Source organism: Sorangium sp. So ce145 (genome assembly GCF_051525985.1).
Taxonomy (GTDB): domain Bacteria; phylum Myxococcota_A; class Polyangia; order Polyangiales; family Polyangiaceae; genus Sorangium; species Sorangium cellulosum_B.
In genome coordinates this window covers 9274544-9298204 of record NZ_CP150315.1, presented here as the reverse complement: position 1 = coordinate 9298204, position 23661 = coordinate 9274544, and the positions used below count along the sequence as shown (strand labels likewise).

The following is a 23661-nucleotide window of genomic DNA, read 5'->3' as shown; positions in this document are numbered from 1 at the left end:
GGTTGTAACGATGAAACTATTAGTAACAGTGTTAACTTTGCGGGAAAAAAAGAGAGCGATCAGGGGCGCAGGCCCCGGACCATCATCTTCATGGCGATCTCCAGGGTCCGGTCGACGTCGTCGGCCGTGAAGCGGCCGCGGTCGGCCAGGCCGAGGGCGGTGATCCCGTGGACCAGGGCCCAGACCACCTGGCTGTGGCGCTCCACGTCGCCGCGCTGCATCACGCCGGCATCCATCGCGGACGCGACCGCGTTTTGCAGCACGTCGAACGAATCGATCATCGGCTGTTGCCGCGCTTTCCGCTGGTCGAAGACGAAGTCGAAGCGCTGCATGAACATCAGCCGGTAGTGCACCGGGTTGTCCATGCCGAAGCGAACGTACGCGGCGCCGAGCGCCACGAGCCGCTCGATCGGGTCCGCCGTGCTCTCGGCGGCCGCGACGAGCGCCCGCTGGAACTCGGTGAAGCCGTCGTGGACGATGGCGAACAGGAGATCGTCCTTGTCCTCGTAATAGCGGTAGATCGTCGTCGCCGAGTAGCCGATGCGCTCGGCCACCTGGCGCATCGAGAACGCCTCGTAACCCTGCTCCAGAAACAGCTCGCCCGCCGCCGCCAGGATCGCGCCCCGCAGGTTCTCCTTCTGCTGCTCGCGGCGCTGCTGGCTCGAGGCCTGCAGGCGCTCCGCCTGGGTCGTGCCGCTGGTCTTCGTGGTCTTCGGGCGCGAGCTCGCCATGTCCGTGTCGCCTGGCCTCCGGGCGGCGCGGCCGCCGCCCCCGTTGTCGTTCGTAACGGTGTTACTTTTTATAACGGTAGCATGGTCCACCGTCAAGGCTCTTTATCTCGAGCGCATTGCGGCGGTCTCCCGGGTCCGCCGTCACCCCCGCCGGCCCTCACGCCTCGCGCCTCGCCGAGGCGTGACGGATGCTTGTGCGCGCCTGGTGGGAGCAGCGGGCGGGCCGCCCTCGCGGTACACCCCTTGCGGCAGGCGTGATAGGCTCGGTTCATGGTCCAGGCTGCGGCTCGTTCACCCGCACCCGCGTCAGGCCGGCGGATGTCGCTCGTCGAGTGGGCGGCCCTGCCCGAGGATGAGCCGGGCGAGCTCGTGGACGGGTTGCTCGTGGAGGAAGAGGTGTCCGGCTACGTTCACGAGGTCGTGGTCGGCTGGCTGATCCACATGCTCCGCGCCTGGATCACCCCCCGCGGCGGGCTGGTGGGCGGCTCGGACGCAAAATTCGCGGTGAAGCCGCAGCGGGGCCGGAAGCCGGACGTGACCGTCTTTTTCCCCGGAAGCCGGAGGCCACCAGCGCGGGGGCTGGTGCGTATCCCGCCCGATATCGCCGTCGAGGTCGTCTCCCCCACGCCGAGCGACGGGCGCCGCGATCGTGTCGAGAAGCTCCGCGAATATGCCGCCTTCGGGGTGCGCTGGTACTGGATCGTCGATCCGCAGCTCCGGAGCATCGAGCTCCTCGAGCTCGGGGCGGATGGGCGCTACGCGCACGCGCTCGACGCGACCGATGGGAGCATCGATGTGCCTGGATGCGAAGGGCTCCGGCTGGATCTCGATGCTTTGTGGGGGGAAGTCGAGCAGCTCGGCGACGACGAGGGCGAAGCGCCGGAGGAAGACCAGGAGAGCTTGCCGCGGTAGCCTGCCGGCGGCGCCTCACGGCGCCGCCCTTCGTCAGTTCATCGTCAGTTCACGGTGGGCACGAACTCCACACACGCCTCTTCGATCGCCGCGAGGGCGCTCGTGAGGCCGTCCTCGAGGTGCCCTTCGCAGAGATCCCAGAAGAACCCACGGCCATCGGCGGCGAACAGGTCCACGAGCCTCTGCATGTCCTCGGCCTCTTCCGCGTCCCCATAAGCGCCCTCGCACTGCCGCCTTCCGCCGATGCCGAGGAACACCACGTTCTTCGCGTCGCCCTTCGCGGCGACCAGCCGATCGTGGATCTGCTGCGGCGTCTGGCGCGGGGCGGGCTGCTCGTCCTCGTCGGTGATCGCCACCACCACGAGCAGCGCGTCGTTGCGGAGGAACCCCGCGTTCTCGGCGTCCGAGAACGGCGGCTCCAGCGCGGCGGCGATCGAGGACACGGGCTGCTCGTCGTCATTGGTTTCGGTGCACTCGATGTCGTCCACATAGAGATCTGCAGCGCACTGGAACTCGCTCGTGAGGTCGGTGCTCGAGCTCTCCATCCATGCCTTGCCGCTCTGGAACGAGCAGTCACCCGCGGCGCCGCGCGTGTGGAAGGTGGCGGGGAGGGGGCAGGCGTCCATCACGGCCGCGCGGAAGTCGAGGATGCCATCGATATCGAGCAACGCCTGCGCGAACGCCGGGAAAACGACGTCGCGCATCGACGCCTTCTCCTCATCCATGCTCGAGGAGTTGTCGAGCGCGAATACGACATCGACGTGCTCGCACCCCGAGGAAGCCGCGCCGCTGCCGCCTCCCCCGGTGGTCCCGCTGCCGGATCCGATCCCGGAGCCGACCCCCTCGCCGAAGGAACCCCCTTGGCCGCTGGAACCACTCCCCTGCCCGCTGCCCGAGCCCGAGCCGTCCGACGAACCGCTGGTACCACTCGTTCCCGAGTCCCCGCCGCAGCCCACGAGACCCACCGTCGCCGCGCAGAGCGCCGCGCACCATGCCCTGAGATCCATGCCGCTCTCCTTCGCTCTAAGTTAAGGGCGCAGTGCCCCTGCCGTTCGCCGCACGGCCCTGTGCGACAATCGGGCGTCAGAGAGCTGACGGTATCATGGGCGCCGCACCGACTCTACGGTCGGCGCGGCTCAGCCGTTCGCCGCACGGGGCAACGGTGCGTCATCGTCCGACACCGGGAGCCCAGGTGCGCGATGGCCCAGCCCGAGCGCGCTCCGGAAACCCTCGATCGTGCGGCGCAGTCCCGTGCGCAACGGCACCTTCGGCTCGAAGCCGAGCACCCGCCGCGCGCGGTCGATCACCGGCTGCCGCTGCCTCGGATCGTCCTCGGGCAGCGGACGGAACACCACCCGACCCCGGCTCCCGGTCAGGTGAAGCACCTCCTCGGCGAGCTCAAGCACCGTGAACTCCTCGGGATTGCCCAGGTTCACCGGGCCCGTCTCGGCCGGGTGCTCCATCAGCCGGACGATCCCCTCGATGAGGTCCTCCACGTAGCAGAAGCTCCGTGTCTGGGAGCCATCGCCGTACACTGTGAGGTCCTCACCCCGGAGCGCCTGTACGATGAAGTTCGACACCACCCGACCGTCATCGAGCGCCATGCGCGGACCGTACGTGTTGAAGATCCGCGCCAGGCGCACCTCGACGCCGCGGCGGTGGAAGTCCATGAGCAGCGACTCGGCGCACCGCTTCCCCTCGTCATAACAGGAGCGGATCCCGATCGGGTTCACCGCGCCCCGGTAGCCTTCCGGCTGCGGGTGGACCTCGGGATCGCCGTAGACCTCGCTGGTCGACGCCTGGAAGACGCGCGCCCCGCAGCCCTCGGCGAGCTTCAGCGCGTGGAGCGCGCCGAGCACGTTGACCAGCGTGGTCCGGACCGGATCGCGCTGGTAATGCGGCGGGCTCGCCGGCGAGGCGAGGTTGTAGATGCGGTCGACCTCCCGCTCGTACGGCTGCATGACGTCGTGCTCCACCAGCCGGAAGCGCCGGTGAGAGAGGAGATGGGCGACGTTGTCCCGGGAGCCCGTCGAGAGATCGTCGAGCGCGACGACCTCGTGGCCCTCGCGGATCAGCCGATCACACAGGTGGGAGCCGACGAATCCGGCGCCCCCGGTCACCAGGATGCGGAGCGCTGCGCTCATGTCTCTCTGACCTCCTCTCCAGGTCGACTCCCCACGTCGACGTCATCGTCCCCGGCCCCCCGGGCGCTCCGGCGCTCCGGCGCGTCCTGCTCGTCGAGCAGCTCCCGGGTGTATCTCTCCAGCGCCTCGGCGCGGTGCGCCGCGGTGTGTCGGGCGAGCACGCGCTCGCGCGCCCGCTGGCCGATCGCGATCCGCTCCCGCTCGGGGAGCTCGCGGATCAGGTGGAGCACCTCCTCCGGGGAGCGGGCGACCAGGATCTCCTTGCCCGGCTCGAAGAGCTCGTCGAGGCCAGGCCAGTCGTCGCTGATCACCGGCACCCCGCAGGCCGCGGCCTCGAAGAGGCGCACGCTCGGCGAGTACCCCGCCTCGATCATGTCCCGGCGGGTGACGTTGAGCGTGAAGCGCTGCGCGCCGTAGAAGCCGCGGTGCTCGCCCGGCGGGACGTGATCCGTGCGCTCGACGTTGGTGGGCCAGCCCATGTCCGCCGGGTACTGCGGGCCGGCGACGACGAAGCGGCCTCGCCCCCAGCGGCGCGCCGGCGCGACGAGGAGCCGGTCCAGCGTGGGCTGGCGATCGGCGCTGTACGTGCCGAGGTAGCCGAGATCCCACCGGGGCGGCGCGCGCTCGGGGAAATACTCGTCCGGATCCACCGCGCAGTAGAGCGGCCGCGCCCGCTTCGCCCCGTGGCGGCGCTCGAGCCGCTCTAGCGTCGGGCCGCCGGTGAACGAGAGGTACAGGTCGTACCGCGGGATGAGCGCCGGAGACAGGTACCCGGCGCCGCCCCGCTCGATCTGCTTGAGGGTCACCGGCGTGTCGATGTCGTAGAACGCGGTCTTCCCGCGCGCCGTCTCCGTCACCCAGGCGCCGACCTCGGCGCCGTCGGGCACGTACGACCCGACGACCACCAGGTCCGCGTCGCGCACCGCGCCCCCGAAGCGCGCGCGGAGATCGTCGAGCCCCCGGTAGAGCTCGGTCCGGCCGTAGGGCGGGCTCGGGAGGTCGCGGTTCTCGGCGTAGAACGAGAGGTCCCGCTCCAGGAACAGCACGCCGTGCCCCCGCTGGGCCAGCCGCCGGAGCAGCCCGCGGTACGTCGTCGCGTGGCCGTTGCCCCACGACGAGGTGATCGACAGGCCCAGGAAGACGAAGGAGATGGGCTTCACGGCGGCGCGATCGCGGTGAGGGTTGCGCCGTCGGGGCGGGCCAGCAGCGCCTCGACCTGCCTCGCGCGCTCGGCGTAGGTGTGCCCCGCCAGCACGCGCTGCTTCGCCGCCCTGCCGATGGCGCGGGCCCGCTCGGGCGTGAGCGCCCGGAGGATCTCCACGACGTCGTCGCCGCTCCTCGCGACAAGCACCTCGCGCCCGGGCTCGAGGAAGAGCTCGATCCCCTCCCAGGCGTCCGTGACGAGGCACGCGGCCGCGCCCGCGGCCTCGAAGACCCGGGTCGCCGGGGAGAAGCCGACCGACGCCATGCTGTCGCGGGCCACGTTCAGCACCGCGCGGGCGCTGGCGTTGAAGGCGTTGTGGTCCGCCGTGTAGACGTGCCCGACGTACCGGACGTTCGGGGGCATGACCTTGTCCTGCCAGCCGCTGCCGCCAAGGAGGAACCGGAGCCCGGGGAGCGCGGCCGCGGGCCGCAGGAAGAACTCCTCCACGCGCCGCTCCCTGTCCGGCAGGCGGTTGGCGAGCAGCGCAAAATCGCAATGAAATCGAGGATCTGGCGGGACTTCGAGGTGGGTCTCGGGGTCGAGCGCGTTGTAGATCGGCGCGCAGCGCCGCGCGCCGAGCGCCTCGTAGCCGCGCACCACCGGGTCGCCGCCGCCGTAGGTGAAGACCAGGTTGAAGCGCGGGATCTGCGCGCGGAAGGGATCCGACGGCGCGGCGCGGACCCGCTCCAGCGTGGCCGGGGCGTCGACGTCCCAGAAGATCGTGGTGAGCCCCGGCCGATCGAGCGCGGCGACCTCGGCCTCGAGCAGCTCGTCGAAGACGCCGACGCCGCTGGCCTTGACGACGACGTCGGCGCTCCGGGCCTGCTCGACGAGCCGCCTGGGCTCTGCCGGGTCCGTGCCGGAGTAGACGACGACGCGGGCCCACGGCGGGTCCTCGATGTCGCGGTGCTTCTGGCGATCGTAGGCGTCCGGCTCGTGGAAGGTGATGCGGTGCCCTCGCGCCGCGAGGGCGCGGAGGATGCCGCGGTAGTAGGTAGCGGCTCCGTTCCAGTAGGCGGAGACGAGGCTCGATCCGAAGAAGGCGATGTCGAGCGATCGGCTCGCGGTCGGGCGTGGGTTGCGTCGGTTCATGACGTGGCTCGCTGGGGTGTGGCGGCGGGCGCGGGGCGGTCGACCTCGACGCCGAGCTCGGCGGCGATGGCGAGGAGCTCGTCGACCCGGTGGGCGCACGTGTGGCGCGCGAGGATCGTCGCGCGCCCCCGCTCCGCCAGCTCGGCGGCCAGGGCGGGCTCGGCGAGCAGGGCCGCGAGGCGCCGCTTCATCTCGTCGCCGTCCCGGGCGACGAGGTAGTCGCGGCCGGGCGAGAACAGCCCCTCCGCGTCGCTCCACGGCGAGCAGACGAGCGGGATGGCGCAGGCCATGGCCTCGAACGGCCGGATGGTCGGGATCCCCGGGAGCGAGGCGACGTAGGGCCTCCTCGGGACGTGGACGGTCACCCTGGCCCGCGCGAACGCCTCGGGAGCGCGGTAGTTGGGGAGCCAGCCCCTGTGCTCGATCCCGGCCGCGTCGAGCGCGGCGCGGGCGTGCTCGGGGTAGCGCACCCCGTGCACGCGGGCGGAGAGGCCGAGATCGCGCGCCGGGCCGATCAGGAACGCGTCGAGCTCGCGGGTGCGCTCCTCGTCGCCCCAGTTGCCGATCCACACGAGATCGCGCTCCGGCCGGGCCTCGCGGCGCGGGCGGAACACGCGCACGTCCGCGGCCTCGTGCCAGACGAAGGCCCGGCGGGCCCAGCGGCGCGCGAGGTAGATATCGCGGATCACCCGGCCGAAGGCGAGGACGCCGTCGTAGCGGGTGAGGTCGTAGCGGGTCATGGCCCCGGGATCCGTGACCGACCGGTGGTGTGTGTCGTGGAAGAGCAGCCGGTACGACGCGCGCGACGCGTGTGCCCTGTGCGCGCCGATGCGGGCGACCAGCTCGGGCTCGCTCCACTCGTGGACGAGGACGAGCGAGGCGCCCTCGAGCGCCTCGTCGAGGTCGAGCGAGGCAAGGTCGTACCTCATCGGATCGACGCGCGGGTAGACCTCCCTCACCTCGCGCAGCGGCGCCTCGCCGTGATCGGCCACGAGGTTCTGGAGGCTCCAGGCGTCCCTCGGCTCGAAGGCGCGGACCTCGTGCCCGCGCTCGGCGAGCTCGGTGACCACGCCGCGGAGGAAGTGCGCGTTCCCGTGGTTCCAGTCGGAGAGCAGGGAGTGGCAGAACAGGGCTATGCGCATGGCGCGTGCTCCCCTCTCCACGGCGAGCGATCTTCTTCGCCAGGCCCGCGCTCGAGGAGCTCGCCGTAGAGGCGCAGGTAGCTCCGGGCCATCCGCCGCGGCGAGAAGCCGAGGGCGCGGGCGCGGGCGCGCGTGGCCATCTCGCGCCGCGCGCCGGGCGCGTCGATGAGCGCCCGGAGCGCGCGCCGGAGCGCCTCCGTGTCGCCGGGATCCACGTAGAGGGCCGCGTCCCCCCAGACCTCGCGCAGGCTGGGAATGTCGCCGAGGACGAGGGCGCACCCGGAGAGCGCCGCCTCCAGGACCGACAGGCCGAACGGCTCGTAGCGGGCCGGGTGAGCGTAGATCGACGCGCGGCCGAGCGCGGCGGCGACGGCGGACGGCGAGAGCACGCCGAGGTGTCCGAGCGAGGGGAGGGGCGAGGGGAGGGGCGAGGGGAGGGGTGTCCCGCCCGCGCCCCCGCCGGGGCGGACGTCGCTCCCGGCCACCTGGATCGGCCAGGGCAGGTGAGGGGCCACCTCGCCGAGCGCCTCGATGTTCTTGGCCTGGTCCCAGAGCCGCCCGACCGCGAGGACGAGCTCCTCCTTGGGGCGCGGGGCGAACCGCGCGGGGTCGGCGGCGTTGTGGATCACCTCCGCCCGCGCGCCCCCGGGGAGCGGGCCGTGGTGGCGCAGGAGCGCGTCGAGCATCGCCCGGGTCGGGGCCACCACCGCCGGCGCGGCGGCGAGCCCCCGGGCCACCTCGCGCCGGTAGCGATCGTACCGCGGCGGCGCCTCCCCGCCGAGGACCGCGGCCCACCAGGAGAGGACGCACGAGTGGGCCACCACGAGCTTCGGGGCGCGGAAGCCGAGCGCGCCGTGCGCATAGCCGTTCAGGTGGATCAGCGCCGGCCGGACGCGCTCCTCGAGCTCGAGGAGCCAGTCCCCGGCGCGCGCGACGTCGTCCCACGGGTCCTCCATCCACTCGAGCCGGAAGGAGCTCTCGAAGACGGCGAGCCCGGGCACGCGGCCCGCGGCCTCGCGCTGGGCCGCGGAGAGCGGCCCGCCGAGGGTGGCGAGCGACGTCCGGACCCCGCGCGCCGCGAGCGCGCGCGCGAGCTCGATCGCGTAGGAGAAGACGCCCCCCACCGTGTCGGCGGTCATCAGGACCGAGCCGGGGGCGCGCGCGGCGTCAGCCATGGCCGGGGGGCGCGATCTCCAGCGCGGAGAGCGGGAGAGGGCGGCTGTCCTGGAGGTCGCTGAAGCGCTCGAACTGATCGAGGTAGTGCGCGACCGAGCGCTCCCACGCCTCGTCGTCGGGGGTGCCCCAGCGCATCGTGTACTCGGGCGAGCCCGGGTAAGGGAACATCGGCACCGGCTCGTTCGCCCACACGCCGTGCTGCCGGAGCCGCTCCCGGAAGGCGGCGACGTCCGCGGGATCGTCGGTCGGCGACTGGATCAGGTTCGCCTGGACGAAGGGCACGCTCTTCTTGGCGTGGATCAGGAGATCGCCGAGCTGCTCGGTCGAGAGCCTGCAGCGCTTGGCCAAAAGGCTCCTGCCCTCCCGGGTGACGCTCTCCACCCCTGCCTCGATCGAGACGCACCCCGCTCTCCCGAGCAGGTCGAGCATCTCCCGGCTCCAGCTGTCGACGCGCATCTGGACGCCGAACGACACCGGGCGATCGACGAGCGCCTCGAGCAGCGGGCGATCCGGCAGGAAGATCTCGTCGATGAAATAGACGTAACGAACCCCCTGGGCGACGAGCCCGTCGATCTCGTCGAGGAGCACGTCGAGGGGGCGCTTGCGGTAGCCGTCGCGGAAGTTGTCCTTCGCGCAGAAGGTGCAGTGGTAGGGGCACCCTCTCGACGCCTCGACCTCGGCGCCGGGGCCGATCGGCGCGGTGTCGAAGCGGTGGTGGTGGTGGGCGTGGCGCGCCACCGTCGCGTCGTCCCAGCGGAGGGCCGGCAGCCGGGCCATGTCCGACGCACGCGGGCCGCCCTGCACGCGCGCCTCGTCGCCTTCCAGCCAGGCGATCGCGTCGATCTCGCCCCAGCGCGATCGCGGGCGATCGGCGAGCTCCACCAGCACGTCCTCGCACTCGCCCATCACCACGGCGTCGACCCCGAGCTTGCGCAGGGTGGCGCGGGGGGTGGTGGAGGCGTGGGGGCCCACCGCGAGCCGGAGCCCTGGCAGCCCGTGGAGCGCGCGGAGCGCCTGCTGCGGGACGCGGAGCTCGGGCGGGGCGCAGCGCCAGAAGAGGTAGCTCGGCGCGGTGGTCACCACGATGGCGTCGGCGCGGAGCGCGGCCACCTCGTCGCGGAGGGCGCCGTCGGCGAGGCCCCGGGCCTGGGCGTCGACGAGGGTCGCCTCGTGCCCCGCGGCCTCGAGCAGCGCCCTGGCGTAGCCGTATTCGAGGGGCAGGTGAGGCTCGCGGCAGCCGAAATAGATGCTCCCCTCGAAGCTCCAGGCCGGGTTGACGAGCGCGAACCTCACCGGACGCCCCCCGCGCACGGCTCCTTCGCTGGCTGGCCGGCGCCGGCGGCGGCCTTCGCGGCGCCGGTCGCCTCCGTCATCTCCCGCAGCCAGCCGTGCAGCCTGCGCACCCCCTCGCGGACCCGGACACGCGGCCACCACCCCGTGGCCGCGGAGAGCCGGCGGCAGTCGGAGACGTAGTACCGCTGATCGCCCGGCCGCCACCCCTCGAAGCCGATCAGGGGGCGCCTGCCGTCGAGCTCCTCGATGAGATCGAGCAGCTCGAGCAGGCTGAGGGTGTTCTCCGGGCCCCCGCCGACGTTGAACGCCGACGCCGCGATCTGCCGGATGTCCCTGCGGGCGAGGAGGAGCGCGTCGACGAGGTCGTCGATGAAGAGCACGTCCCGGACCTGCATCCCGTCGCCGTAAAGGGTGATCGGCTCCCGCCGGAGCGCCTGGAGGAGGAAATGCGCGACCCACCCCTGGTCCTCGGTCCCGAACTGGCGAGGACCGTAGATACAGCTCATCCGGAACACCGCCGCGGGGAGCCCGAAGGTGCGGGCATAATCGATGACGTACTGGTCCGCCGCGCCCTTGGAGCAGCCGTAGGGGCTGTGGAAGTCGAGCGGGCGGGCCTCGGAGACGCCGGAGGCCCGGAGCTCCGGATCCGCGGGCTCGTAGCGCCGGCCGCTGCACGAGAGCGGGAGGTCGGGGAGGCCGCCGTACACCTTGTTGGTGGACGTCAGAAGGAGCGGCGGCGGGGCGCTCTCGGCGCGGATCGCCTCGAGCACGTTGAGCGTCCCGCGGGCGTTGATCTCGAAGTCTTCCACCGGCTGGACGAGGCTCGTCGTCACGGCCACCTGGGCGGCGAAGTGGAAGACGCTGGAGGCGCGCCGGACCGCGGCCGCGACCGCGCGGGCGTCCCTCACGTCGCCGGTGATCAGCGTGACGCGGTCGCCGTGGGTGCGCCTCAACCACTCGACGTTGCGCGCCACCGAGGGGCGGGAGAGGTTGTCGAAGAGGATCACCGCCTCTCCCGCCTGGAGCAGGCGGTGGGCCAGGTTGGCCCCGATGAAGCCGGCGCCGCCGGTGATCAGCGCCGGGCGCCCCGGCGCAGCGGTCGCGCCGCCAGGGCCATCCGCCGCGGCGCTCATACCGTCAGCCCCCTGGATTCCAGCTCGGCGCGGGCCTGGGCGACAGCGTCCTTCGCCACCTGCCCCTCGAGCCAGTCGGCGAGATCGCGGAGCCCCTCCTCGAGCGAGACCCGGGGCGCATACCCGATCTTCTGCTGCGCAGCGCCGATGTCGGCGAAGCAGTGCCGGACGTCGCCCAGCCGGGCTTTCCCGACGATCTCGGGCTCGATACCGCTCTTCCCCATCACGTCGCGGACGCGCTCGGCGACCTCGCGTACGGTGTACGACCGCCCGCTGCCGATGTTGAGCACCTGGTCCACCGCGGCGTCGGCGCCGAGGGCCCGGACGCAGGCGCGGGCGACGTCGGTGACGCTCACGAGATCGCGCCGCTGCAGCCCGTCCTCGAAGATCACGGGCGGACGGTCGTTGAGGAGCCGCGCGGCGAAGATGGCGAGGACGCCGGTGTACGGGTTGGAGAGGGCCTGACGGCGGCCGTAGACGTTGAAGAAGCGGAGGGCGACGGTCGGGATCTGGTACGCGCGCCCGATCATCAGGCAGAGCCGCTCCTGGTCGTACTTGGAGAGCGCATAGACCGACTCGAGCGACGGGGGCTTGGACTCGGGCGTCGGGATGGGCACGAGCGCCTCGCCGGCCTCGCTCCGGACCTCCCAGTCGCCGCGCTTGAGCTGCTCGAGCGGCCGACTCGCGCCGGGGACCACCGCGCCGGAGGCCGCCCGGTAGAGCCCCTCGCCATACACGCTCATGCTGGAGGCGACGAGCAGCCTCGAGACCGGCTTCGCGGCGAGCTCCTCGAGCAGCACGGCGGTGCCGAGGTTGTTGATCGAGGTGTACTCCGCGATCTTGTACATGCTCTGTCCGACCCCGACCGCGGACGCGAAGTGGACGACCGCGTCCACGCCGCGGAGCGCCGATTTCACCGCGTCCCGGTCGCGGACATCACCCACGATGAGCTCGACCTCCGGGTCGAGGTACGCCGGGCGGCGGCGGTCGGGGCCGTGCACCTGGGGGACCAGGCTGTCGAGCGCCCGGACGCGGACCCCCTGGCGCAGGAGCTCGTCGGCCACGTGAGAGCCGATGAACCCCGCTCCACCGGTGATGAGGACGTGACTCGTCATATCCCTCTGGTTCGAAACAGGGCATGATCGTTGCCCCGGACGCCATCCGAGTATCATGCGACTCACGATCACGCAACACGGTTTGTGAGGTATTCAACAAGGGCCCGCTCCGTGCGATTTTCCGTGCTCCGCTGAGGAATGCTCGAGTCTGGCGAGCCCATAGGGGCTTTCCCGTCTGTCTACCGGGCCAGTCTGTACCGTTCGAGTGCGCGAGATCCGCTGACGTCGGAGCGGTTAGGGTGAATCCGTAGCGATGCTTCTGATCGCTTGCGTGTCGCCAGCGGCATTGCGTTGAGCTCCGGGGGATTCCCAGGCATTCTGCCGGCGTGCGAGCGGCGCGAGCGCGCGGGCGGCGCCAGCGCCGCGCGGCCCCGGCCGGGCACGGGCGCTGCTAAGCTTGCCGCCGCCCGCAGCGCGGGCCTCCCGCACGAGCAAGAAAGCAAGAAGGAGAGGAGCGATGATCGTCGTCACCAACCGCATTCCCGTCGCCGAGGGCCACGAGGCCGATTTCGAGGATCGCTTCAAGAACAGGGTCCACCTGGTCGATCAGGCGCCCGGCTTCATCCGGAACGAGGTCCACAGGCCGAAGCCGATGAAGCTGGACCACGCGACCGGCGCGTGGAGCCCGGACCCGGACGCGCAGGGGTTCTACGAGGTGAAGACCTGGTGGCGGTCCATGGACGATTTCATCGCCTGGACGAGGAGCCCCGCGTTCGCGGAGGCGCACCGGAACCGCGCGCCGAAGGAGATGTTCGCGGGCCCGAGCAAGCTCGATATCCACGAGGTGTTCCTCAGCACCGATCTGAAGGGGTAGGCCCGGAGCGCGGCGGCAGGGGTAGGCCCGGAGCGCGCCGGCGATCGAGCGCGGCGCCTGCCGGGACGGTAGACCCCGTGCGAGGCCTCTGTTATAACGGATCCACGTCGACGGTCTGACTGAACCCGGCCCGACGCGCGGAGCCGCCCGGGGAGGAGGCGCATCGGCCAGGTCGCCTGCCGCCCTTCACGGCCTCGCGCCGCGGGCAGCGCGCGCCGTCCTCGCGGGCGGCGCCTGGAACGACACGCGAACGCCCAGAACCAAGGAGACGCAGCGCATGCGGTTTCGTCCGGATCCCACCTTTTACCCGTCGCCGCGCCTGGCGATGGAGGCGCCGCCCGAGCGGCTGGCCTACGTGACCGCGCTCGACGCGGGCGCCGCGCTGAAGCGCCCCGGCGAGCTGCGCCATGACGCGCTCACGGTCGTCGATCTCGATCCGCGGTCGCCGGCGTACGGCACCCTGGTTTCGGTCAACGAGCTGCCGACCTACGGCGACGAGCTGCACCATTCCGGCTGGAACGCGTGCAGCGCCGCCCTGTGCCCCTACGCGCCGCACCCCCACGTCGAGCGCCGCTTTCTCCTGCTCCCGGCGCTCCGCTCGTCGAACATCTTCGTCTTCGACGTCAAGCCGGACCCGCGCCGCCCCGAGCTCGTCCACACGGTGCGCGCCGAGGAGATCGCGAAGCGGGCAGGCTACTCTCGCCCGCACACGCTGCACTGCGGCCCCGACGGCATCTACGTGAGCGCGCTCGGCGGCCCCGACGGCGACGGGCCCGGGGGCATCTTCGTGCTCGACTGCGAGAGCTTCGATGTGCTCGGCCGATGGGAGATCGATCGAGGGCCCCAGTTCCTTCACTACGACTTCTGGTGGCACCTCGGCCACGACACCCTCCTCACGAGCGAGTGGGGGACGCCGAAGATGATCGAGGAAGGCGTGAATCCGGAGCTCCTGCTCGGCAAGAAGTACGGCCACCGCGTTCATGTGTGGGACCTGCGGAAGCGCAAGCACCTCCAGGCGCTGGATCTGGGCGATGAGCACCAGATGGCGCTGGAGCTCCGCCCCGCCCACGATCCGACCAAGGCCTATGGCTTCGTCGGCGTCGTCGTGAGCGTCAAGGATCTCTCCGCCTCGATCTGGCTCTGGCATCGCGACGGCGACCGGTGGGCGATCCGCAAGGTGATCGAGGTGCCGGCCGAGCCCGCGGATCCCGACCTCTTGCCGCCGCTGCTCAAGGGCTTCAAGGCGGTGCCGCCGCTGATCACCGACATCAACCTCTCCCTCGACGACCGGTTCCTCTACGTGTCTTGCTGGGGCACGGGCGAGCTCCGCCAGTACGATGTATCCGACCCGTTCCACCCGAAGCTGGTTGGCTCGGTGCACCTCGGCGGCATCGTGCGGCGGGCGGCGCATCCCCGCTCCGGCCCGCTGCGGGGCGGGCCGCAGATGGTCGAGGTGAGCCGCGACGGCCGGCGCGTCTACTTCACCAACTCGCTGTATGCGTCGTGGGACGAGCAGTTCTATCCCGAGGGCGTCGGCGGTTGGATGGCCAAGATCGATGTGGCGGCGGGCGGGGGCCTCGCGGTCGATCCCGAGTTCTTCGTCGATTTCGGCTCGCTGCGCCCTCACCAGGTGCGGCTCGAGGGGGGCGACGCGTCGTCCGACTCGTTCTGCTACCCCTAGCCGGCCATGATGCCCTGGCTCACGCTGGCGCTCCTCGGCGCCTATCACGGCATCAACCCTGGCATGGGCTGGCTGTTCGCGGTCGCCCTGGGCCTGCAGGAGAAGAGCAGCGGCGCGGTGCGGCGGGCGCTCGTCCCGATCGCGCTCGGCCACGCGGCGTCGATCGGCCTCACGGTCGCGCTGCTCGGGGTCGGGCTCGCGAGCGTCCCCGCCGCGGCGCTGCGGTGGCTCACGGCGGCCGCGCTCGTCGTGTTCGGCGTGCTCAAGCTGGTGAGGCCGCGCCACCCGAGGTGGGTCGGGATGCGCGTCGGCTTCCTCGACCTGACCTGGTGGTCCTTCCTGATGGCCACAGCGCACGGCGCGGGGCTCATGCTGCTCCCGGTCTTCCTGCTCGGCGCCGAGAGCCCCGCTCCGTGCCACGGCGGCGGGTGCCACAACGCGGCTGGCCTGTCGCTCGCGAGCCCGCTGGGCTACCTCGCCGCGGTCCTCGTCCACACGGCCGCCATGATGGGGGCGGCGGCCGCTGTCGCGCTCGTTGTCTATCACAAGCTCGGCGTCGCCATCCTTCGCACCGCCTGGTTCAACCTCGATCGCGCCTGGGCGGTCGCGCTCATCGGGGCCGGCGTCATCGCGGCGCTGCTCTGACGTCCAGGCCGTCGTGACGGGCGGCGGCCTGGCCACCGAGCTCGCCCGCGCCCGCCTCGACACCGCGAGGGGCGACGACGGCCCGCCTGCGCGCCGCTGCGCCGCCGAGCGGCCTGCCGCTTGAACGCGAGCCGCCTCGTGTACTACGAGGCCGGCCGGGCGCGCTCATCGGGCAGCGGCCTTCAGCCGCGGCGCCCCTGTCCCGCGGGATCGGCACCATGTCAGAACATTCTCCAGCAGCGTGGGACACCGGCGTCGGGCCGTGGTGTCCCGCGGGCCCGGGGCAGGCGACGAGCGCGCGCCCCGAGCGCGCTCGCGGCGAGGTGGCGCTGGAGCGGCCGCGGCCCGCGCCAAGGCGGGCCCTGTACCTCCTGCCCAACCTGATCACGCTGTCCTCGGTCTTCTGCGGCTTCGACGCGATACGGCTCTCGGCCTCCGCGCGGTCCGACGACGACCTCCAGCGCGCCGCGCTCCTCCTCCTCGTCGCGATGCTCGCCGACACGCTCGACGGCCGCGTCGCGCGGATGACCCGGACCGAGAGCGCGTTCGGGGTCCAGCTCGACTCGCTGGCCGATCTCGTCTCCTTCGGCGTGGCCCCGGCGCTGCTCGTGTATCAGGGGTCGCTCCACCGCCTCGGTCTCGCCGGCGTGCTCGGCGGGTCCGTGTTCGCCGCGTGCGGCGCGATCCGGCTCGCCCGCTTCAACGTCCTCTCCATGGGCGAGGCGGGCGGGCCGCCGTCGCCCGCGAGGTACATCGTGGGCCTCCCCGTCACGGGCGCCGCGGGGATCCTCATAGCGATCGTCATGACCCGCCACGGCGCCGGCGGGCAGCTCGGCGGCGCCGGCGTCGCGCCGGCGGTCCTCGCGACGACGCTGCTCCTCTCGATGCTGATGGTGTCGACCCTCCGGTTCCGCTCGTTCAAGGATCTCCGGCCGGGCCCCCGCACGCTGCTGGCCATCGCGCTCGCGCTCGGATCGAGCGCGCTCCTCTCCATCCGATGGGGGCCCGCGCTCGTCCTCGCCGGGGGGCTCGGCGTCTATGTCCTGCTCGGCGTCGTCGAGTCGCTCTGGCGGCTCCCGGCGCTGCGGCGCGGCGCTCCGGCTGCGCTTGAGGCGCGCGCCGGAGGAGGCGAGGAGCGGCCGTAGCGCGGCCCGCCGATCACGGCCTCCCCGACTGCCAGTATCCGTTCCCCTGCTGCTTCCACCACTTCACCTCGGCGCTCGGGGACCCCGGCCACGCGCGATACGTGTAGATCCCGTCGTCCAGGAGGCAGATCGGGTCCTGGTGCTCGTGGCTCAAGCAGACCTTCCCGGGCCCTCTGTCGTACTCGAGGTAGTAATCCACCTGTTCGGGGTCCTGTAGCCCATCACTCCAGATATTTTTCGTTCGTGCCTCCCATCTGCCCATCGACACATAGGTGAACGTTCGATGGGTGGTCCCGGTGACCCCTCCGGCCCTGGTGGTCGGCCCGGAATACGCATAGATCATCATCTGCGCATAGGCGGCCGCCGACGTGAGCGACACGACGGCCAGGGTAGCGAGACCGCGGCGTAGCCTGCTCATGGATCACCCCTCCTGCCATTGAGAGAACGATGCTTGTCCCGAACGATCGGCTGTACGTCAGGCCCCTCTCCGGCCTTGACGCGCTCCACCATCTAGAGCCCTGGTGGTTCCCGTCAACCCTGGGTACCGGCCTCTGGCGTGGCCATTGCGCGGCCGCGAGCAGGCTCGTGCTGGCGGCGCACTTGGCGCTTCAGCGCTCGGCCTCGACCTCGATGGGATGTGTCCGGGTGGCGCCTCAGAACGCCGAGCCGTCCGCGCGACGGCCCGGAGAGGCGCTCGCGCCAAGGGTGCTGTGCAGGGCGAAGGGCGCTTCCGGGGAGGCGTCGGGGCTGCGGTTCATCGAGATGCCGTCCTGCGCGGCGAGCCCGCTCGCGTAGGTGACGGCGTCCACGGTCGCGCTCGAGGCGTTTCGCAGCCTGACCGTGTCCCCGCTGTTGCCGAGGTTCAACGACCCCGTGGACGCCGCGACGGCCCCGCTGCCGCTCGGCACGGCGGAGGCGCCGCCATACACCACGATGGCCGTCGAGGGCGCGAGCGACGCGCCGGCCGGGAAGGTATGGCGCGTCGACGTGCCGTCAGAGAGCGTCCATCCGGCGATGGCCGCCGCCGCCGTGCCGACATTGACGATCTCCACGAACTCGCCGGCCGTGTTGCTGCCCGGCTCGTTCGCGAGGACCTCGTTGATGATCACGATGGCGGTGCCCGTGCCCCCGCCGCTTCCGCCGGCTCCGCCGCTTCCGCCGCTGCCGCCAGCTCCGCCGCTGCCGCCGGCCCCGCCGCTGCCGCCGGCTCCGCCGGCACCGCCGCCGCCGTCGGGGACCAGGAAGTCGCGCACGACGCCCATGTGCTGCATGTTCGGGGCGCCGCTGTCCGGCGAGAGCGCGGGGCTGATCTCGGAGAGCGGCGAGTAGACGCGCGTGTCCGCCACCAGGCCGTTCGCGAAGCTGCTCCCGCCGATCACGACGGCCGTCTCGTACGCCTCCAGATCGCCGTCGACGAGCACCCAGTCGTAGGGCTTCGTCCTGCCGGCGTTGGTGTTCGTGTTCCCGTTCCGGTCGGCGGGATAGGGCCCGGCCGTGACGACGACGTCCGAGAGGCTCGAGACGCACGCCTCGGTCCGGCTCCCCGTGTTGAAGTCGCCGCCGATGACCAGGTAATCGCCCTGGGCCACGTTCGCCTCGATGAACGAGACGAGGTTCTGCGCCTCCTTGTTGCGCGCCGCCGCGCTGGACGTCAGGAGGTGGACGCTGATCGCGAACACGTGGCCAGGGCCGGGGATATCGATGCGCGCCCACGCGAAGTCCCGGTTGCTCACCGACGTGTCGTCCCACTCGCCGGCCGCCACGATAGGCCACCGGCTCACGATCCCGTTCGGGATCTGCGCCCCGTTCTCGCGGTAGTAGCTGAACCCGGCGCCGAACGTCTCGTCCACGAAGCCGCGGAGCTCGGAGATGGTGTTGCCGCCGTAGTTGAACTCTTGCAGCAGGGCGATGTCGGGCTTGATTCCCTTCAGGATGCGCTGGCCGTGCCCGGGATCGTAGCTCTGGTGGTTGCCGCTCGTGATGTTGGCGGCCATGAGCCGGACGCGCGTCGACAGCGCGTCGCTGTGCTCGCCGAGGAGCTCCGCCTCCGCGGCCTCGTCCACGTCGAGCGGCGGACCGGCCGCGCACGCGGCCACGGCGAGCGCCGAGGCGAGCAGAGGCAGCCGAACCCATAAGGATCGCTTCAAGAGGGAAGACGTCGATCGCATAGCGCTGCACCCGACCTTTCTGGGGATCGTCTCCTGAAGCATCCCCTCGAATTTTTCGAGAGAATTCACAGGGAGGCGGGGAGACGGGGAGAACAATGAATTTTTTTTCTCTCTCTCTCTCTCCCCGTCTCCCCGCCTCCCTGTTGAATTTTATCTTCTGAAGATGCCAGCATAATGAGGGGGGTTGTCAGGAGCGCCTCATTACAGCACGGAACGAGGGCGCGACGGTGTCGCGTTCGTCCCTGTTCCATGCAGTGATGATGCCGTTCCGGTCACGGACGGACGACACCCGACGTCGGGCGCGCTGGTCGGCTCAGCGGCTCAGCGGCTCGCCATCGCGAACGCGATCCCGCTCTGGAGGGAGCTCTTCACCGCGCAGCGGCCCATGTCCGCGCCGCGCTCGGCGAGGCGCTGGGCGACCTCGGGGCGGATCCCCGTGAGGACCACCCGCGCGCCGAGGAGGCCCGCGACCCGCACCGCCTCGAGCAGCGCCTCCATCGCCGGCGGATCGATCTCGTCCACGCCGGTCAGGTCGATGATGGCGATCCGCGTGCGGCGGTCCGCGATGCCGCGCGACAGCGCCTCGATCATGCGGCGCACCCGCCCGGCCTCGAGCGGGCCGATGAGCGGCACGACCACCACGTGGTCGCAAATCGGGATGAGCGGCACGGACAGCTTCGCCAGCGCGGCGTCCTGGGCCTTGATCACCTCCTCCTGCAGCCGCGCGCGCTCCTCCTCGGCGCGCTTGCGCTCCGTCAGATCGATGCCGGTCATGATGACGAACCGGACCCGCTCGTCCCTGCCGCGCAGGACGGCGCCCGACCACGCCGTCACCCGGCGGGCGCCGTCTGCAGCCGCCCACGGCACCTCCACCTGCTTCTTCGACCCGCCCGCGCCGAGCTGCTCGAAGAGGTCTTTGAGCTGCGCCGACGCGCGCGGATCGGGCGTGAGATCCCAGAGGAACCGGGCCTCCCGGAGCCCCCGCGCGCTCCCCAGCGCCTGCTCGGCGGCGCTGTTCATGCGGACGATGCGACCCCGCGCGTCGAGCACCACGATGAGGCCGTCGACGAGATCCATGACGGCCGCCATGAAGTCCCGCTCCCTGCTCAGCATCTCCTGCCCGTGCTTGCGCTCGAAGATGCGGCCGAGCTGCCGCGCGATGCGGCCGATGGTCGCCGTGAACTTCCCGTCGTCCGCGTGCTCGGCGTCGGAGAAGAACTCCAGCACGGCCACGACGTCCGCGCCGACCACCACGGGGAACGCGAACCCCGCCTTCACGCCCAGGTTCCTCGCGAGCCTGGCGCGCGGGAAATTGGCGTCCACCGTGACGTTGCGCACCCACGCCGGCTCCTTCGAGGCGAGCACCCTCCCGGGGAGACCGAGCCCCGCGGTGAACTGCGTCGCTTCCGTGACAGCCTTGAACGTCGCGAACTTTGCTTCATCGCTCAGGTGCCAGAGCGCCGTGGGAAGGAGCAGAGACGGATCGTCCGCGGCCGGCACGTACGCATGCCCAACCGGCCAGCCGAGGTGATTGCAGATGTGCGTGATGGTACGATGCAGCGCCTCTTCGACGCTCGCTGCCTCGTGGACGTCGACGGTGACCACCCGGAGCAGGTCCACGAGCGACCGCTCATCCGTCAGGACATTGTCGAGCCTCAATCGAGCTCGCGCCGCCAGTTCATCCGAGCGTTTGAGGGGGCAAGTCATGCATGAAGCCGTACCATGCGCCATGTATCGAATCCGTTTCGACGCGGCGTCGTCCCTTCGTTTCGCTCGTTCGCCATGGATCGGCGCCGCGCGCGGCCCCTGGCCAGCGCCGCGGCGCCGCGGTGACCTCGCCGGGCGGGCGGCGGGCGCGCCGGGGATCCTGGGAGATCACGGCGCTCGCCATCCGAGTCGTCCGAGTCGTCGCTGGACGGTGGTGCGCTCTTCCCCTTAAGGTGTCAGCCGCCGCGGCGAGGCGGCGCGCGCGGGGCCGTGGAGCAGGCGACGGCCGCGGCGCCCTCTCCGGCTTCTGCTCCAGTTTTCGACCGCTTCTGACCGCTCTGACCGCTTGTGACGGCTTCTGACGGACAAGGATGATGATGCTCTCGAACTGTCTTCGCCGGTGTGCGTTCGTTGTGACGTTGCTGGCTGCCGTGCCGGCGCTCGGGGCGCCTCCGCCGGACGGCGCCGCGGCCGAGGCGCAGCAGGCCGCCCGGACCAAGGCGCACGAGGGGCTCAAGCTGTACGGCGCGGACCGCTGGCAGGAGGCGTTCGACGTCTTCCAGGAGGCGGATCGCCTCTTTCATGCGCCGACGCTGGTGCTCTACATGGCGCGGTGCCAGCGCAAGCTCGGCCGCCTGGAGGCCGCGCGCGACCTGTACGAGCAGGTCCTCGGCGAGCCGCTCCCGGAGGATCCGCCGACCGCGTTCCTCGAGGCGCGGAAGGACGCCGAGACCGAGCTCGCGGCCGTGCGCGCCGCGCTGGACGCGGCCGCGGCGAAGGCGCCTCCTCGCGCCGAGCCCGCGGCGCCGGCCGGGGCGGAGGGCGGCGGCTCGCTGGTCCCCGCCGGCGTCGCGTTCGGGCTCGGGGCGGTGGGCATCGGCGTCGGCGCCGTGACCGGCCTCATGTCGCTGTCGCAGGTCTCGGACATCAGGTCGCGCTGCGAGGGCCGGCGCTGCCCGGCAGAGCTGCAAGGCGACGCCGATTCAGCGGCCACGCTGGGCCACGTGTCCACCGTGAGCTTCGTCGTGGGCGCGGCGGCGGCCGCGGCGGGCGTCGTGCTGGTCGTGGTCCGGCCCGGCGGCGGCAGCGCGCCCGACGCCGCTGGCGCGCCTGCGGCTGCGGGCGCGCCGCCGCGAGCGCCGCGCGGCGTGGTCTGGAGCGCCGGGGTGGGCCTCGGGCGGATCGAGCTCCAGGGGAAGTTCTGACGCGAGCGCTGGCGCCATGCGCGAGGCGGGCGTGGAACGGGAGAGCGCTCGCGGCCGAGCTCCTCGCGGCTCCCTGAACGAGCGGCGCGGGAGCGGGAGGATCGCCCCCGGGAGCGGGAGGATCGCCCCCGGGAGCGGGAGGATCGTCTCCGGGAGCGGGAGGATCGCCGCGGGATGGCGCAGGGCCGCCCCGCGGCGCCTGTCATCGCGACGTCAGTCGCACGTCGCGGTCTGGCAGGCCTCCATCTCCGCGGCGCACGCCTCGCCCACGCACGTGTTGCAGGCCTGGGCGTCCTCGCCGCTGCACGCCTCGATGCAGGCGCCGTTCCCTCCCGTCATCTGGCAGGCGAGCGCCGCCGAGAGCTGGGGCCCGACGCTCTCGCAGCTGTTCACCACGCAGCCGAAGACCTCGGCCTCCCCGTTGCCGTTGCTGATGCATTCGAACGTCTCGGCGCACGTGGCCGTCCCGTCGCCGAACCACGTCGCCGCGACCAGGCCCTCCTCGGTCTGGCAGTTCTCGTAGGCCGGCGAGCGCGGGAAGTACGGCCCGATCAGCATGCACATCTCGTCGCGGCTGGTCAGGCCCTGCGCGATGGTGCGATCCTCGACGTTGTTGTACTCGCAGCGGTAGTCCAGGGACTCTCCCGCCTTGACCTCGAGGAACGGCGTGAACTCCTGGGACGGGACCCCCTCCCACCGGTCGTGGGCATAGAGCTCCTTCATCGTGCCGTCGAGACCGACCTTGTGCGCGACATAGCCGACGCCGCGGCGGTGCATGTGCGACTGGATCCTCACGACCGAGATGTCGTTCTCGGTGACACAGCGCATGCGCGCCGTGGACTTGCCGCGCGCCGGCACGTTGATGAAGGGGTTGTAATGGAACAGCATGCCCGCCTCGACCTTCACCTCGTCGTCCGCGATCGTGTAGAGGTTGATGCGCGCGTCAGTCTCGATGGCCTCGGGCGAAGCGTTCACGTAATGGGTGTTCATGAGGAGCACCGTGCCCGGCGCGACCTTGAGCGCCACGCCCTCCGGGAGCCCTTCAAGGAAGGAGTTGCCGTCGGGCGACTGGGAGCCGGCGACCACGCCGGTGACGTCCCAGTCGGCCTGGGGGCCGTCGTTGCAGTCGTGGACCTGGGTCGCGTCCAGGGCGACGCCCCGGCGCGTCTCGGTCGGGATCGACGTGTACGGCGTCGCGTAGAGGAGCACATGGTGGCTCCCGCCGGAATACCGCACCAGCTCCCGGTTGACGTTGAGCCCCTCCGGCGGCGCGACGAAGAGCTGGCAGCGCTCGATCTCCTGCCCCGGATCGAGCGTGGAGACCATCCGATACTGCACTCCGGTGCCCTCGGCCGGCGGCGCGAGCAGCTCGTCCTCGGAGGGTTGAGGGCCGGAGTCCGAGGAAGAACAGCCGAAGAGCGCGACTGCGCCGAGGAGAGCGATGAGTGAGGTCGTTGTTCGCATGCGTTGATCCCTGCCGTGTGTTGGTATCGCATCTCGCGCGCGCCGGTCGTGTCGCGCGCGCATGGCTCCCGGGCGCTCGCGGAGGGGCGCGCACCCGGAGAAATCGATCGAAGTCGGCCGGTCCGCGCCGGCATGTCCGCTCCGACCTCATCCCATCGAGGGCGGAGGCGGACGGATAATGAAGTCATCCCCAGGATCGAGGGCGGCCGCGCCCGCTCGGCCGGTCCCGCGAGCCCCACCTCGGAGAGCGGCCGAGCAGCGTGTCCGTGGCGAGCCGCGCCTCGAGGCGAGCCGGCGTCGCCCCGATGCAATAGTGATCGCCGCCGCCAAAAGCAATGTCCTCGTTGACGCCTCGCTGCAGATCAAACGCCGACGTGCCGAAAGCGATGATCGTACCGCTCACCACGTCGACACGTACGCTCGGCGCCGCGCCGAACTCCCCACTGTCCTCGCTGCCGCCCGCCGCGGCGAGGGGCGCATGGGACGACTCGGCGGCTCCCTCGTGCCGGCGGGATGAGGGAATCCCCTCGCCACCCACACGTGAGTCTGTCGCGAGAGCGAGGACAGGCTGTGCTCGTGCAGCCGCTCGCAGCGCGCGGTTCAAGGCGCGCCGCGGGTCGTTCGCCGTGAGCTCCCACGCTGAACGATCGGTCGTCAGGCGGCCATCGCGCAGCAAGGATACGACGTCCTCTGCGCCGGAGGACGAGCCACGCGCCCCGCGCTCGCCCGCGTACCATGGCATATCGAAGGCCTCGGCCGACAGTGCGTACATCCTTTCGCTTCGCTGTGAGTTGTGGCCAGGACGCGCGGGGCCGCTTTGGAGTCCGGCGTCGAGCATCGCTGGATGCCATGCGGACGAGCGCCTGTCGAGCCTCGCTCCCGGCGCCGAT

The 23661-nt window shown here is 71.5% G+C and carries 20 protein-coding genes; 6 read left to right on the top strand and 14 right to left on the bottom strand.

Features of this window, described 5'->3' with window-relative positions; genetic code table 11:
• Nucleotides 1-59: 59 nt before the first annotated feature.
• Nucleotides 60-821, bottom strand: coding sequence for a TetR/AcrR family transcriptional regulator (locus tag WMF34_RS34415; protein WP_437994684.1), 762 nt, complete (start codon nucleotides 819-821; stop codon nucleotides 60-62).
• A gap of 180 nt (nucleotides 822-1001) precedes the next feature.
• On the opposite strand from WMF34_RS34415, the gene WMF34_RS34410 reads away from it, so the two are divergent.
• Complete coding sequence (locus WMF34_RS34410) at nucleotides 1002-1643, top strand: Uma2 family endonuclease (RefSeq protein ID WP_437990480.1); 642 nt, start codon at nucleotides 1002-1004, stop codon at nucleotides 1641-1643.
• A 44-nt stretch (nucleotides 1644-1687) separates the two neighbouring features.
• Here WMF34_RS34410 and WMF34_RS34405 read toward each other — a convergent pair whose 3' ends face one another.
• The 9 genes from WMF34_RS34405 to WMF34_RS34365 form a co-directional block, all read right to left on the bottom strand.
• Nucleotides 1688-2650 carry a hypothetical protein gene (locus tag WMF34_RS34405; protein WP_012239387.1) on the bottom strand — a complete coding sequence of 321 codons (963 nt, stop codon included), beginning with the start codon at nucleotides 2648-2650 and terminating at the stop codon, nucleotides 1688-1690.
• A 129-nt stretch (nucleotides 2651-2779) separates the two neighbouring features.
• The gene (locus WMF34_RS34400; protein WP_437990479.1) at nucleotides 2780-3787 is read right to left on the bottom strand and encodes a UDP-glucuronic acid decarboxylase family protein; all 1008 of its coding nucleotides are present in this window, start codon (nucleotides 3785-3787) and stop codon (nucleotides 2780-2782) included.
• Nucleotides 3784-4947: a CgeB family protein gene (locus WMF34_RS34395; RefSeq protein WP_437990478.1), complete on the bottom strand. Its 1164-nt coding sequence runs from the start codon at nucleotides 4945-4947 to the stop codon at nucleotides 3784-3786. The genes WMF34_RS34400 and WMF34_RS34395 overlap by 4 nt, the downstream gene beginning before the upstream one ends.
• Entirely contained in the window at nucleotides 4944-6083 is a 1140-nt protein-coding gene (locus WMF34_RS34390; protein ID WP_437990477.1) for a CgeB family protein, read from the bottom strand. Before WMF34_RS34390 ends, WMF34_RS34395 begins: the two co-directional genes overlap by 4 nt.
• Nucleotides 6080-7225 carry a CgeB family protein gene (locus WMF34_RS34385; RefSeq protein WP_012239383.1) on the bottom strand — a complete coding sequence of 382 codons (1146 nt, stop codon included), beginning with the start codon at nucleotides 7223-7225 and terminating at the stop codon, nucleotides 6080-6082. Before WMF34_RS34385 ends, WMF34_RS34390 begins: the two co-directional genes overlap by 4 nt.
• Nucleotides 7216-8400 carry a glycosyltransferase family 4 protein gene (locus WMF34_RS34380; RefSeq protein WP_437990476.1) on the bottom strand — a complete coding sequence of 395 codons (1185 nt, stop codon included), beginning with the start codon at nucleotides 8398-8400 and terminating at the stop codon, nucleotides 7216-7218. The genes WMF34_RS34385 and WMF34_RS34380 overlap by 10 nt, the downstream gene beginning before the upstream one ends.
• Nucleotides 8393-9694: a TIGR04295 family B12-binding domain-containing radical SAM protein gene (locus tag WMF34_RS34375; protein WP_437994683.1), complete on the bottom strand. Its 1302-nt coding sequence runs from the start codon at nucleotides 9692-9694 to the stop codon at nucleotides 8393-8395. Before WMF34_RS34375 ends, WMF34_RS34380 begins: the two co-directional genes overlap by 8 nt.
• Nucleotides 9691-10827, bottom strand: a complete 1137-nt coding sequence (locus WMF34_RS34370; RefSeq protein ID WP_437990475.1) for an SDR family NAD(P)-dependent oxidoreductase — start codon at nucleotides 10825-10827, stop codon at nucleotides 9691-9693. The genes WMF34_RS34375 and WMF34_RS34370 overlap by 4 nt, the downstream gene beginning before the upstream one ends.
• Entirely contained in the window at nucleotides 10824-11942 is a 1119-nt protein-coding gene (locus WMF34_RS34365; protein WP_437990474.1) for an NAD-dependent epimerase/dehydratase family protein, read from the bottom strand. The genes WMF34_RS34370 and WMF34_RS34365 overlap by 4 nt, the downstream gene beginning before the upstream one ends.
• Before the next feature lie 457 nt (nucleotides 11943-12399).
• Here WMF34_RS34365 and WMF34_RS34360 point away from each other — a divergent pair, with 457 nt between their 5' ends.
• From WMF34_RS34360 to pssA, 4 genes are all read left to right on the top strand, one after another.
• Nucleotides 12400-12756, top strand: a complete 357-nt coding sequence (locus WMF34_RS34360) for an antibiotic biosynthesis monooxygenase family protein (RefSeq protein WP_012239378.1) — start codon at nucleotides 12400-12402, stop codon at nucleotides 12754-12756.
• A 277-nt stretch (nucleotides 12757-13033) separates the two neighbouring features.
• Nucleotides 13034-14437, top strand: a complete 1404-nt coding sequence (locus WMF34_RS34355; RefSeq protein ID WP_044966486.1) for a selenium-binding protein SBP56-related protein — start codon at nucleotides 13034-13036, stop codon at nucleotides 14435-14437.
• 6 nt (nucleotides 14438-14443) lie between these two features.
• On the top strand, nucleotides 14444-15082 hold the full coding sequence (locus WMF34_RS34350) for a hypothetical protein (protein WP_012239376.1): 639 nt from the start codon (nucleotides 14444-14446) through the stop codon (nucleotides 15080-15082).
• A 218-nt stretch (nucleotides 15083-15300) separates the two neighbouring features.
• Nucleotides 15301-16227 (top strand): CDP-diacylglycerol--serine O-phosphatidyltransferase, encoded by a 927-nt coding sequence (gene pssA / locus WMF34_RS34345; protein WP_437990473.1) that lies wholly within the window; start codon nucleotides 15301-15303, stop codon nucleotides 16225-16227.
• A gap of 13 nt (nucleotides 16228-16240) precedes the next feature.
• Here the strand turns inward: pssA and WMF34_RS34340 are convergent, their stop codons facing one another.
• The 3 genes from WMF34_RS34340 to WMF34_RS34330 all read right to left on the bottom strand — a co-directional run bounded on the left by WMF34_RS34340 (nucleotide 16241) and on the right by WMF34_RS34330 (nucleotide 20015).
• Nucleotides 16241-16426 carry a hypothetical protein gene (locus tag WMF34_RS34340; protein ID WP_157907114.1) on the bottom strand — a complete coding sequence of 62 codons (186 nt, stop codon included), beginning with the start codon at nucleotides 16424-16426 and terminating at the stop codon, nucleotides 16241-16243.
• A gap of 454 nt (nucleotides 16427-16880) precedes the next feature.
• On the bottom strand, nucleotides 16881-18374 hold the full coding sequence (locus WMF34_RS34335; RefSeq protein ID WP_437990472.1) for a lamin tail domain-containing protein: 1494 nt from the start codon (nucleotides 18372-18374) through the stop codon (nucleotides 16881-16883).
• A 342-nt stretch (nucleotides 18375-18716) separates the two neighbouring features.
• Nucleotides 18717-20015, bottom strand: a complete 1299-nt coding sequence (locus tag WMF34_RS34330) for an STAS domain-containing protein (protein ID WP_437990471.1) — start codon at nucleotides 20013-20015, stop codon at nucleotides 18717-18719.
• Between the two features lie 500 nt (nucleotides 20016-20515).
• Between WMF34_RS34330 and WMF34_RS34325 the strand changes: the two genes are divergently transcribed.
• On the top strand, nucleotides 20516-21307 hold the full coding sequence (locus tag WMF34_RS34325; RefSeq protein WP_437990470.1) for a tetratricopeptide repeat protein: 792 nt from the start codon (nucleotides 20516-20518) through the stop codon (nucleotides 21305-21307).
• Nucleotides 21308-21520: 213 nt separating this feature from the next.
• Here WMF34_RS34325 and WMF34_RS34320 read toward each other — a convergent pair whose 3' ends face one another.
• On the bottom strand, nucleotides 21521-22771 hold the full coding sequence (locus WMF34_RS34320) for a hypothetical protein (RefSeq protein WP_437990469.1): 1251 nt from the start codon (nucleotides 22769-22771) through the stop codon (nucleotides 21521-21523).
• Nucleotides 22772-23661: the final 890 nt, after the last annotated feature.